We start from the raw sequence: 12289 nt of genomic DNA, 5'->3' as shown, positions 1-12289 counted from the left end.
TCAGATTTTATAAACTTATATTAAGTCCAATAATAAAAGATTTGACGGCGGGGTATGCATCCAGTTCAACTCCAGCAAGTCCTAAAGGATCTCCTGGTAACTCAGGGGTAAAACCTGAAAAATCTTGACTAATGAGAGGATTTTGAGCGGTTAGATAGATTCTGGCATCCTTGAAATAACCATTCTCTTCTAAAGGAATAGAATACCCAATTGTGATATTGTTAATTCTGAAAAAGTCACCTGACTCTAGAAAGTAAGAAGATGACAAGGGAACATCATTACTGGGTGCAGGTTCAGTATTGGAATTGTTCTGAGGAGTCCAACGGTTATCAAAAACGTCCTGTTCGATATTCTCTCCCCCGAAACGTTGAGCTTTTTTACCATTGTAGACTACATTGCCATAATTACCGTATGCATCTATATTGAAGTCCCAACTCTTGTAATCTGCCGAGAAATTTAATCCGTAGAAATTTTTCGGTGCATAGGAACCAAAAAACTTTTTATCATCATCGTTTATTGTGCCGTCATCATTGACATCATCATAAATGAAGTTTCCTTCATCGTCTATTCCCGTTACATCCAGTAGCCAAAAACTACCTAATGGTTCACCCTCAACAACTTTTTTAGTGATTTGTCCATTGCCTATACTTCCGCCGGTGTTTTCAGCAAAGAAGGGATTAGTGACCTTCTCAAGTTCATTAGTGTTAAATGTTATATTTCCTCCAATTTGATAACTGAAATCCTCATTTACCTGATCTTTCCAATTTAAAGCAATTTCTAAACCTTCATTTCTCACCTGGCCCGCTGGAGTTAAGGTTACTCCACTATAGCCAAAGGCATCGGGAACTTCAACCGGTAAAATCGCATCCCGGTTAAGCCTATTATAATAATCTATTTCTCCTGATAGCTTATCGTCTAGAAATCCGAATTCGATGCCCACATCAAATTCTTCGGTTGTTTCCCAACTTAGATTAGGATTAATTAATTTATCTATAGTTCCACCTTCATTAACAGATTGGTCGGGTCCAAATGGATAATTAAGTCCTGTAGTGAAGGTTAAAACATTTAAAGGAACATTTTGGTTTCCCAACTCTCCAAAACTTCCTCTTATTTTAAGAAAACTTATAAATTCTGAATCTTTAAGGAAGTCTTCTTCTGAAAGAACCCAACCTACTCCTATAGAATAGAAATCCCCATACTTACTGCCTTCCTGGAATTGGCTTGAACCGTCTCTCCTATAGGTTCCTGTAAAAAGATATTTTTGATCAAAGTCATAATTCAATCTTGCAAAGTAAGATCTTAGTCGTACCGTATTATCCCTCAGGTGATAGGCCTCCATGGGGTCTGCATCACCATTGTTTAAGCTCCAGTAATCGCTATCTATTGGAACGTTACGTCGAATTCCGGTTAAAAATTCTCCACCCCGCTCCTCAACTGTAGTACCTAAAGTAAGCTTAAAATTGTGGAGCTCATTAATACTATGATCCATTGTGAAGAAGTTATCTAAAACCCACTTATAACTATTCCTCTTAGTAATGGTTAAAGTGGTTTTCGGTGCCTCAGAGCTATATCCCGCCCTTGTTCTGGTGGGATCCCCGGTTAAATACAATTCCAGATTATTAGTGAAATTTCTATATCGGTAATTCTCAGATTCTATACCAAACCTAGAAGTAAAACTCAACCATTCCACAATTTCATAATCAAACGTAAAAGTACCTTGCAGTCTTAGGTTTTTTGCTTTCTGATTATCATAATCGAGATCTCGTACCGGGTTCCCAACATTATTAAAAGAACCAGTTTCGTCAGCGGATACACCATATGCACCGGCGAAAGGACCGTCAGCATATCGTACCGGCACGATAGGTGCTTGTTTATATGCAGTATTAAAAACAGTAAAACGCTTAGGTGTCTCATCTGTCAAAGAGGCACTTGCTTGATAACTTAATCCTATTTTTTCTGAAAGTTCAAAATCTGTATTGCTTCTCAAAGTGAGTCTATTAAAATCATTTCCTTTAAGCAACCCCTCCTCTTCAAAATAACCGCTACTAAAAAAAGTTCTCACATTATCACCACCGGCACTTAATGATAAATTGGTACTATTTACAGTACCTGTTCTGGTAATTTCTTCAAACCAGTCAGTGTTGTATTGTTGATTTTCGGAGAACCTATCTGTAACACCAAGTGCTTCGTTTGAATAAATAGCGAAAGAACGTGAGTCTGCCATGTCGACTTTCTCCATTTCACTCTTTATACCATAGTAGGTATCTATCTTAATTTCCATTACTCCAGATTTTCCTTTCCTGGTATTAACGATGATTACACCATTTGCGCCTCTGTTTCCATATATAGCGAGTGAAGACGCATCCTTGAGAATATCCATAGAAACAATATCATTTGGATTGATGTTATCAATATTGTCTGTAAGGATTCCATCCACTACATACAAAGGATTTTGTCCTCCAAAGGCTGTCCCAAGACCCCGGATGAAGACGTCTGGTGAAGAACCTGGAGCTCCAGAGGGGGTAATTTGAACACCTGCCGCTCTTCCCTGAATGGATTGAGTGGCTGTTGTCGCCGGTTGACGAGTGATTTCATCAGGTGTAATTTGGCTTATAGAACCTGTCAAATCTTGTTTTCTTTGGGTACCGTACCCTACCACCACAACTTCACTTAATTCAGCGGCAGATTGCTGCAAAGTGAGGATGTACTCGTTTTGGTCACTTATAGTGAATTCCTGTGGCTCAAACCCCAGGAAGGTAACCCTAAAAGTGTCACCAACTTCGACTCCCTCGAGAGTGAAATTTCCGTCAAAATCGGTGATGTCAAAAATGTTCTTGTCTATCACCTTAACTTCTGCACCCGGCAGAGGCATTCCCTGAGGATCCAGTATTTGCCCGGTGATGGTTTTCGTTACCTGTGCAAATGCCGGGTGAATGATAAGGAACGCGAAAATTACAAGTAAATAATTTTTCATACCATTTTTTTTGCTGAATTGAATCCTTAAGGGATGTCCCGGATAGTTTCGTGACAAATTATGGGTCTCCCTTATGTCCAAATCCATGATTAGTACTTAAATTTACTTAATTATCTTACAATGAGTCCTTTGGAATTGTTAATTTCCATTCTAAAGCTCTTAATGAAGGTAATTTTTCCAGGGACCGGAATGACCAATAAGAATATTAACCTCTCCCGCCGCGGGATAAAATGATCGTGAAAATGAGAAAATCTGCTAGTATTTCTATAACCGCCCTGGCCTTTGTGTTCCTGTTCCTGTTTTCCTGTAAGGAGGAGCCAGAAGAGGATAAAAAAGAAAACTCCCGACCTCCAAATATCGTGTTCATTATGACAGATGATCATGCCACACAAGCTATTAGTGCCTACGGTCATCCTGTGAGTAAGCTGGCGCCGACTCCTAATATTGACAGGATAGCAGCCAACGGGGCCAAGTTCTTCAGTAATTTCTGCACAAACTCTATCTGTGGTCCAAGTCGTGCGGTGATCCTCACGGGAAAACACAGTCATCTCAATGGATTCAGAATGAATGGGGAAGTCTTTGACGGTTCACAGCCCACCTTACCTAAATACCTGGGCAAAGCGGGATACCAAACCGCTCTCTTCGGAAAATGGCACCTGCACGGATTACCTGAAGGTTTTGATGAATGGAACATCCTGGTAGACCAGGGGAATTATTACAATCCCGATTTTATTAAAGGAAAAGATACCACCCGCATTGAAGGCTATGCAACAGACATCATCACTGAAATGGGTCTGCAGTGGCTGAAGGAGAATGCCGGGAATGACCAGCCCTTCTTACTTATGGTTCAACATAAAGCTCCGCACAGAAACTGGATGCCGGCACCCCGGCACCTAAACCTTTATGATTCTGTCACTTTCCCGCTTCCAGATACGTACTTCTCAGATCATGAAGGACAGCTTGCCGCCCAACAGCAGTTACAAACTATTTACCGCGACATGTATGAGGGGCATGACCTTAAAATGAGTGTAGAAAAGGGCAGCGACTCACTGAGACATAACCCCTGGAAAAACGATTTTGAGCGCATGACCCCTCAACAGCGGGAAATTTGGAACAACGCCTACAGACCGAAAAATGACGCTTTTCATGAAGCCAATTTGAAAGGGAAAGAACTTGCTGAGTGGAAAGGTCAACGATATCTAAGGGATTACCTGGCGACAGTCGCTTCCGTAGATGAAGGTGTAGGCAGGATCCTTGATTTCCTTGAGGAAACAGGACTGGATGAAAACACAATAGTGGTTTATACTACAGACCAGGGATTCTATCTGGGGGAAAAAGGCTTTTTTGACAAACGTTTTATGTACGAAGAATCAATGGCCATGCCGTTACTGATCCAGTACCCAAAGGAGATAAAATCTGGTTCAGAGATCAGGGCCCTTACTCAGAACCTGGATTTCGCACCCACCTTTCTGGATTTCGCAGGAGCTGAGATCCCTGAGGAAATGCAGGGACAATCGCTTCGTCCACTATTGAAAGAGCCGGGTACAGGTGAAGATTTCAGGGATGCCCTGTATTATCATTATTACGACTTTCCTGCCTTTCATATGGTTAAGAGACATTACGGGGTAAGGACACACCGGTATAAACTCATGCACTTTTATGACGACATTGATTCCTGGGAAATGTATGACCTTCAGAAAGACCCGCAGGAGATGAAAAATCTTTACAATGACCCGGCATATGCCGGGGTACAGGAAAATCTTCACAACTCGCTTGATTCTTTGCAGAAGGTATATAAGGTTACCGACAAGGAGTTTGCTCAAACCCCTCCTGAAAGAGTCGAGCAGGCATATCGGAACTTCGCAAAACTCGCAGGTGAAGATCCAGAAAATTATCCGCCGGAACCGGGATCATTAAATAATTAGAATTGGAAAAGAAAGTTTTAGAATAGAATTTATGTTGATCGAGAGAACTATTTCTTCCGCTCAATTACATAGTTGACCATTAGGATAAGGGAATCCTTGTAAGGGGAATCGGGATATTCCTCCAGCATGGTAAGTGCCTGCTGCTGGAATTCTTTCATCTTGGCAACGGCATAATCCAATCCACCCTTTTCCTTTACAAAGGCAATCACCTCATTCACCCTCTTTTTGTCCTTGTTGTGCTTTTTGACCGAGTTGATGATCCAGGCTTTTTCTTTTGCTGTAACCTTGTTGAGCACATGAATGAGCGGAAGTGTCATTTTCTGCTCCTTAATATCTATACCCGTTGGTTTTCCTATGCGTTCATTGCCATAGTCAAAAAGGTCATCTTTTATTTGAAAGGCCATCCCTATCAATTCCCCGAATCGCCGCATTTTTTCTACTTCTTCAGAATCAGGACGTACAGAGGCAGCTCCCAGGCTACAACAGGCAGCGATGAGGGTAGCGGTCTTCTGCCGAATGATCTCGTAGTACACCTCCTCTGTGATGTCAAGGCGACGGGCTTTCTCTATCTGCAACAATTCCCCTTCGCTCATTTCCCTAACAGCCACCGAAATGATCTTCAGGAGGTCAAAATCGTTGTTGTCAATAGAAAGTAATAATCCTTTTGAGAGAAGATAATCTCCTACCAACACGGCGATCTTGTTCTTCCATAGCGCATTGATGGAGAAAAATCCGCGGCGGCGATTGGAATCGTCCACCACGTCATCATGTACGAGGGTTGCTGTATGAATGAGCTCTATTACAGAGGCTCCCCGGTAGGTACGCTCGTTCACCTTGCCTTCAGATACCATTTTGGCCACAAGAAAGACGAACATAGGCCGCATTTGTTTCCCTTTCCGGTTTACGATAAAATGGGTGATGCGATTGAGAAGTGCAACCTGTGAGGACATGGACTGAGTGAACTTCTTTTCAAAAAGCTCCATCTCCTGTTCAACGGGAAGTTTTATTCTGGAAATTATTTTCATACGGGCAGCTAAGATAGTTAAAAGATTATTTTTTAACTACCCACAGAAAAAGGTCTTGCAGCCGTTTTTCTACCTGGCAAAAATTATACTAAAATTTAGGATTTATTGGCCAGTTGCCCGCAGGCGGCATCGATATCTTTTCCACGCGAACGGCGAACGGTAACGGTGATCCCGTTCCTTTCCAGCTCACGCACATACAAATCTGTGGTCTCGGCCGGGGCCTGCATGAAATGGTCATCCCCAATGGGGTTGTACTCGATAAGATTGACCTTGCAAGGCACATATTTACAGAACCTCACCAGGGCGTCTATATCTTTTTTGCGGTCGTTGATCCCTTTCCAAACCACATATTCATAAGTGATACGGCTTTTGGTTTTTGCATACCAGTATTCCAAAGCTTCCCTAAGGTCTTCCAGAGGAAACGTAGCATTAAAAGGCATGATAGAGGTTCGTACCTCATCAATCGCAGAATGCAGGGAAACGGCAAGTTTGAACTTCACCTCCTCATCGGCCATTCTTTTTATCATTTTTGGCACCCCTGAAGTAGAAACGGTAATACGTTTTGGGGACATGCCCAGGCCTTCGGGCGAAGTGATCATTTCTATCGCTTTAAGAACATTGTTGTAGTTCATGAGGGGCTCCCCCATTCCCATGAACACGATATTCGAAAGCGGTTTATCAAAATAAAGTCTGCTCTCGTTATCGATTGCCACCACCTGGTCGTAGATCTCATCTGGATTCAGGTTACGCATTCGCTTCAGTTTGGCAGTAGCGCAGAATTTACAGTCAAGGCTGCAACCCACCTGTGAAGAAACACAGGCAGTGGTCCTTTTTTCCGTAGGGATCAAAACAGATTCCACGGTAAGGTCGTCGTGCAACTTCACGGCATTTTTAATAGTTCCATCGCTGCTGCGTTGCATCTGGTCCACACGAATGTGGTTGATCACGAAGTTGTCATCAAGCATTTGACGAGTCTCCTTTGAGATATTGGTCATATCTTCAAAAGAGTGAGCTCCTTTTCCCCAAAGCCACTCGTAAACCTGAGTTCCGCGGAAGGTTTTATCCCCCTGCGAAACAAAGAATTGCTGAAGCTGTTCTTTGGTCAATGCCCGTATGTCTTTCTTTTCGTTTTTCACGCTGCAAAAATACTAAAGTAATTAGGATTTATTATACCTTCCACAAAGGTCATTTGTGAGGATCAATAAGTTAGCCATTCCCTGATCCAGGATTTTAAATTCAGGATCCAGGATTTTTTCAGGGCATAACGTACAAAAAAACCTCACAGGTCCCGGAGACCTGTGAGGTTTGAATCATATTGGTCATACTGCCTACTGAATACTGATCACTGCCTTTTAAAGGATTAGCATAGCATCACCGTAGGTATAGAATTTATATTTCTCTTTCACGGCTTCGGCATAGGCCTTCTTCATGAAGTCGTGGCCTGCAAAAGCAGAAACCATCATCAACAATGTAGATTTCGGCGTATGGAAGTTAGTGATCATACAGTTCGCGATACTGAAATCATACGGAGGAAAAATGAACTTGTTCGTCCATCCGCTGAATTCGTTCAGGCTCCTGTTCGAGGATACTGAACTTTCAAGGGAACGCATAACGGTTGTACCTACCGCACAAACTTTCCTTTTTTCCTTAATAGCTTTATTAATGGTATCAACAGCAGGTTTTTCAATAAATGCTTCCTCGCTATCCATTTTGTGCTTTGAAAGGTCTTCTACCTCAACCGGGTTGAAGGTCCCCAGGCCCACGTGAAGCGTTACCTCAGCAAAATCGATTCCTTTGATTTCCAGCCTTTTTAACAGGTGCTTGGAAAAATGCAGTCCGGCAGTAGGAGCCGCAACGGCACCTTCCTGCTTGGCATAAATGGTCTGGTATCTCTCCTGATCTTCAGGCTGCACCTCTCTTTTGATATACTTCGGAAGCGGGGTTTCTCCCAGTTCCGTTAGTTTATTTCTGAATTCTTCATAAGAACCGTCGTATAAAAAACGTAGGGTCCTTCCTCTCGAAGTGGTATTGTCTATCACTTCTGCTACCAAACTCTCATCTTCCCCAAAATACAACTTGTTTCCAATCCTGATCTTTCTGGCAGGATCAACCAGCACATCCCAGAGACGGGTTTCGGCATTCAATTCCCTCAACAAGAACACCTCAATACGAGCACCTGTCTTTTCCTTATTTCCGAAGAGACGCGCAGGAAAAACCTTGGTATTGTTCAACACCATGACATCATGCGGTTCAAAGTAATCAATAAGATCCTTGAATTGCTTGTGCTCAATAGTTTGATCTTTCCTGTTCAACACCATAAGACGGGCTTCGTCGCGGTGTTCTGAAGGATATTCGGCCAACAGTTCAGGCGGAAGATCAAAACTGAAGTGTGATAATTTCATTCCCATAAGTAAGATATATTTTAAATGCTGCAAATATACGCTCCCGGGATAGGCGTTGTCAAGTAATTGGCGGTTTATTTAACGAAAACCTCAATCCGCGCGGCTTGCAGAAGGGCATTAGTAAAAATTCCTCAGCGTTTTTAAAATTCTTCTACTGAAAAACCAAGATCCCTAAGGGAATTCCAAAATCCGGGAAAGGACTTGGAAACTACTTCTGCATCGGCAATTTCCAATGGAAATTTTAGAGCCAGGGGTGCAAAAGCAAGAGCCATGCGATGGTCGTTATAGGTGTCGATCTTTATGCCGTGATAAGGATTGGATACCGGAGATAGCCGCAAAGAATCTATAGTGATCTCCACCCTGCCTCCCAGCTTCTCAATTTCGTTCTGAAGTGCCTGGAGACGGTCAGTTTCCTTGATCCTTAAAGTGCGTAAGCCGGTGAGCTCACAATTGATACCAAGCCCAAAACAGGTAACGGCGATGGTTTGAGCAAGGTCGGGTGAACCACAGAGGTCAAGTTCCAGCAGCCTGGGTTTCTTGAAATTTGTTTTTGAGAGGGTAATTTTACCGTCTTCATAAGTAGTTTGCACCCCCAGGGGTTTATAGATCCCTGCGACCGCTTTGTCTCCCTGGTAACTTTCTTTCCGGTAACTGGACAGACTGATCTTTGCCTCCTTGCTAAGGGCCACCATGCTGTAAAAATAGGAAGCTGAACTCCAGTCTGACTCTACCTCAACAGTAACGGGTTTCACTTTCTTGGCAGGCTCGATCATGATCCTGTCTCCTTCAAAAGTGCCGGTGATGCCACACTCCTTCATGATCTTCAGGGTCATTTCAATATAAGGGGTGGAGGTTATTTTTCCATGGAGATGTATCTGCAGCCCACCGGGAAGGGAACTGCCTATGAGCATAAGTGCCGAGATATACTGGCTACTCACATTAGAATCTACCATGACCTCATTGTGGGTAAGTTTTTTTCCTTTGATCCTAAGGGGAGGAAATCCCTTTTGATTGACATAGTCGATCTCTGCTCCCAACTGCCGCAAAGCATCTACCAGAATGCTTATAGGTCTTTCCTTCATGCGCTCACTCCCTGTCAATACCACTTCCCGGCCTTCCCTGATCGCAAAATATGCGGTAAGGAACCGCATGGCGGTCCCGGCATGGTGAATATCTATTACCTCATCTGATGATGCCAGGGCTTTTTGCAGCACCTGGGTATCGTCGCTGTTGGAAAGGTTATGGATCTTTATTTCAGAAAAAAGAGCCTGCAGAATAAGCAGGCGGTTAGATTCGCTTTTCGAACCGGTGATCTTTAAATGGCCTTTAACAACCCCTGTTTCTCCTAAAATTTTAAGGTTCATGCTCTACTGTCGCTGAAAATTTTTACGCCTGCTGGTCATATAGATCGCGTAGACCAGACTAATGGCCGCCTTGATCAAGAAATAATTGACCCACTTGCCGTCTGCCCACTCCTCTTCATAGATAGCGGCAAAATCCCCTGCAAATATTTGCCTGAAATGTGACAGGATCAGGGAGATCCCTACAAAGATCACAAAAAAGACGGTTGCCAGTTGTAAAACTTTCACCCAAAAATCGGGATTTTTAAAATTTTCGAGAATTCGCATTACTTTAATTTTTCGTTGTTCCGGTGTCTGTCCTTATCTCTTTTGGTCTTGAGGTCTAGTTTTTTATCAAATGCCTCCTGCAGGTTGATCCCGGTTTGATTCGCCAGGCAAAGCACTACAAAGACCACATCTGCCAGTTCCTCCCCAAGATCTTTCACTTTGTCGCTTTCCTTCTCACTCTGCTCTCCGTAGCGGCGGGCAATGATTCGGGCAACTTCCCCTACTTCTTCGGTAAGCTGGGCCATGTTGGTCAATTCGTTGAAGTAACGAACCCCATGTTCTTTTATCCACTCATCAACGGCAGCCTGTGCATTTTGAATATCCATGTGCTAGATTTTCCGCAAAACTATGGCTTCTGTTTCTTTTTCCACCATAAGTGCGTAAAATTCCTTCAGGGCATTATAATGTTCGGGAATGTAAACAATGTTCTTTAAGTCAAATACAGATTCTATCCTTAAAAAATTCCTGTTTTGGGTCACGATGAACCTGAAGTTTCCTTCCCCATCATTGATGGTGATTGCCATACTTTGGGGCGCAGATTCTACCTCATAACCTTCAGGGATCATTATGTTCACCGTATTGGTCTTCATCATTGGGAAATCAAAGAAAACAGGATAGGACCTTTCATTGGCTTTAAAAGGGTTTTCTTTCAGGGCATTGAACATCATCGGCCTGAGGTAAACCTTGTCATTGATGAGGTCTACTCCCTGCTCCAGTTCAAATTCATAGGTTACCCTAACATCCTCTTCCACCTTTGAAAGATTTTCCTGCTGCACCCCATCTATCTTAATATTTCCCTTGTCTTTCTCAAGGTTCTCCAGGTAGCTCTCCTCATTTAGAGCAGAGTATTTTTCCCGGTATGATTTAGCGAAAAGTCCGCGATGAATATTAATGGATTTCCCTCTCAATACCAGGTCGTCACCCAATTTGAAATTAAGTGTCCTGATCTCTTCAGACTGTTTTGAAGGGATAAGACTAACCCAATCTGAACTGTTGTCTTCCCTGATGATCCTCCCCTGCCAGTTCCTTGCTCTTGCAGGTAATTCTCCAAAAGCCGCATTCTTATCTGTCGCGTCAAGTAAAATGAGTTCATTGGGAAATTCAATAGCAGTGATGACATAATTGAATCCGTTCCTGGTTGGAAATACAGGGATCCCGTTGCTTTTGGTGCTTACCAGTACAGGGCTCGCTTTGAGTCCTGCATAGTTCAGCATAGAAGTTAACAAGAGATTGATGTCCCCCACATTGCCTTCGCCTTTCTTGTAGGCAGACCTGCCACCATTCTCTGAGGTGAAACCGTTATATTCATTCCATTTCACTTTTTCTTTCACAAGAGCATAGATCAATTTTGCCTTCTTGTGAGGAGAGGTCACTCCAGCCAGCCGGGTATCTACATCATCTTCAAAGAAGCCTTTTCTGGTCACATCCTTTTTAAGTCCCACATCATTATAAATACTTTTTGTTACTCCTTCCCAGTCCTGAGAATAGTTCTCTATAGTGGAATTGGGAAATTTGGTGTACATCAATTCCCATTTGATAAAGGCAGCGTAATTATGCAGGTAATCCACATATTCTTCATTTTTAAGTGCCGGAATATCATCTGCAGCTATGGTATAAACATTCTGAAGGAATTCAAGCATTGAGGAATTCATGGTACTCCCCCTCAATCTTCGGCTGCTTTGGGTGGTCCTATGGGTAAAGGATTTCTTAGTTTCCTGTACAGGTACAGAGATAGGGGATTTTGTATTGAAATATTTTTTAAATCCGAAGAACTCCGGAATGATAAGTTCTGTTTCCAACCTGTTGATGGGTACAGTGTATTGCAGTGGCGTAACATCAATTGAAGTAAGGAAAGGGGAACGAATGCTGTACTGATATTCTATCACACTTCCTTCAGTCACGGCGGGCATGGTGAGTTTTGTCTTATCTCGGTAATTACTTACCTCTTCTTCAAAGATCCCGTTCTTTTTAAGTTTTTCACTGGTGAGTTTTCCGTTCTCTACATTGTAGGTAAAAGCTTTAATGGAGCTTACCTTCTCTTTATCATTCCCATTCTTAGAAAGAATGATCTCTTCAGTTGCCCAGTCGAATCCATCCTTGTTATAGATCTTTACCCTCTCATGTACATCGGTAATAAGGGTGAATCCTGTAGATTCACTGTATTCGTAATAGACATTTTGTTCCCTGAACAATACGGCAGCATTTGCCTCTTCGTCTTTGGGATGGACTTTTTCTTCAACTTCTTCTATGGATACTTTCCCGAACTTAAAGTCCTGGGCTTCGGCTCCCAAGTGAAACGACAGGCAGAGCACGATAAAAAAGATCTTTTGCATGG

The 12289-nt window shown here is 42.7% G+C and carries 9 protein-coding genes; 1 reads left to right on the top strand and 8 read right to left on the bottom strand.

The window, feature by feature from the left end:
• Positions 1 to 7: 7 nt before the first annotated feature.
• Positions 8 to 2974: a SusC/RagA family TonB-linked outer membrane protein gene (locus ACFSTG_RS01025; RefSeq protein WP_380747584.1), complete on the bottom strand. Its 2967-nt coding sequence runs from the start codon at positions 2972 to 2974 to the stop codon at positions 8 to 10.
• A 242-nt stretch (positions 2975 to 3216) separates the two neighbouring features.
• Here ACFSTG_RS01025 and ACFSTG_RS01020 point away from each other — a divergent pair, with 242 nt between their 5' ends.
• Positions 3217 to 4899 carry a sulfatase family protein gene (locus ACFSTG_RS01020; protein WP_380747582.1) on the top strand — a complete coding sequence of 561 codons (1683 nt, stop codon included), beginning with the start codon at positions 3217 to 3219 and terminating at the stop codon, positions 4897 to 4899.
• 47 nt (positions 4900 to 4946) lie between these two features.
• On the opposite strand, the gene ACFSTG_RS01015 is transcribed toward ACFSTG_RS01020, so the two are convergent.
• The 7 genes from ACFSTG_RS01015 to ACFSTG_RS00985 all read right to left on the bottom strand — a co-directional run bounded on the left by ACFSTG_RS01015 (position 4947) and on the right by ACFSTG_RS00985 (position 12287).
• Positions 4947 to 5924: a polyprenyl synthetase family protein gene (locus tag ACFSTG_RS01015; protein ID WP_380747580.1), complete on the bottom strand. Its 978-nt coding sequence runs from the start codon at positions 5922 to 5924 to the stop codon at positions 4947 to 4949.
• 95 nt (positions 5925 to 6019) lie between these two features.
• Positions 6020 to 7060 (bottom strand): 23S rRNA (adenine(2503)-C(2))-methyltransferase RlmN, encoded by a 1041-nt coding sequence (gene rlmN / locus ACFSTG_RS01010; RefSeq protein WP_380747578.1) that lies wholly within the window; start codon positions 7058 to 7060, stop codon positions 6020 to 6022.
• 216 nt (positions 7061 to 7276) lie between these two features.
• Positions 7277 to 8332: a tRNA preQ1(34) S-adenosylmethionine ribosyltransferase-isomerase QueA gene (queA, locus tag ACFSTG_RS01005; protein WP_380747577.1), complete on the bottom strand. Its 1056-nt coding sequence runs from the start codon at positions 8330 to 8332 to the stop codon at positions 7277 to 7279.
• A gap of 134 nt (positions 8333 to 8466) precedes the next feature.
• Complete coding sequence (gene aroA / locus ACFSTG_RS01000; RefSeq protein ID WP_380747575.1) at positions 8467 to 9690, bottom strand: 3-phosphoshikimate 1-carboxyvinyltransferase; 1224 nt, start codon at positions 9688 to 9690, stop codon at positions 8467 to 8469.
• A gap of 3 nt (positions 9691 to 9693) precedes the next feature.
• Positions 9694 to 9954: a hypothetical protein gene (locus ACFSTG_RS00995; protein WP_380747573.1), complete on the bottom strand. Its 261-nt coding sequence runs from the start codon at positions 9952 to 9954 to the stop codon at positions 9694 to 9696.
• Positions 9954 to 10280 (bottom strand): nucleotide pyrophosphohydrolase, encoded by a 327-nt coding sequence (locus ACFSTG_RS00990; protein ID WP_380747571.1) that lies wholly within the window; start codon positions 10278 to 10280, stop codon positions 9954 to 9956. The genes ACFSTG_RS00995 and ACFSTG_RS00990 overlap by 1 nt, the downstream gene beginning before the upstream one ends.
• Positions 10281 to 10283: 3 nt before the next feature.
• The gene (locus ACFSTG_RS00985; RefSeq protein ID WP_380747569.1) at positions 10284 to 12287 is read right to left on the bottom strand and encodes a DUF3857 domain-containing protein; all 2004 of its coding nucleotides are present in this window, start codon (positions 12285 to 12287) and stop codon (positions 10284 to 10286) included.
• Positions 12288 to 12289 lie beyond the last annotated feature (2 nt).

The organism is Salinimicrobium flavum (genome assembly GCF_042684505.1).
In the GTDB taxonomy this organism is placed as follows: Bacteria; Bacteroidota; Bacteroidia; order Flavobacteriales; family Flavobacteriaceae; genus Salinimicrobium; species Salinimicrobium flavum.
The sequence above is the reverse complement of the archived record's forward strand: the minus strand, read 5'-3'. Positions and strand labels throughout refer to the sequence as shown.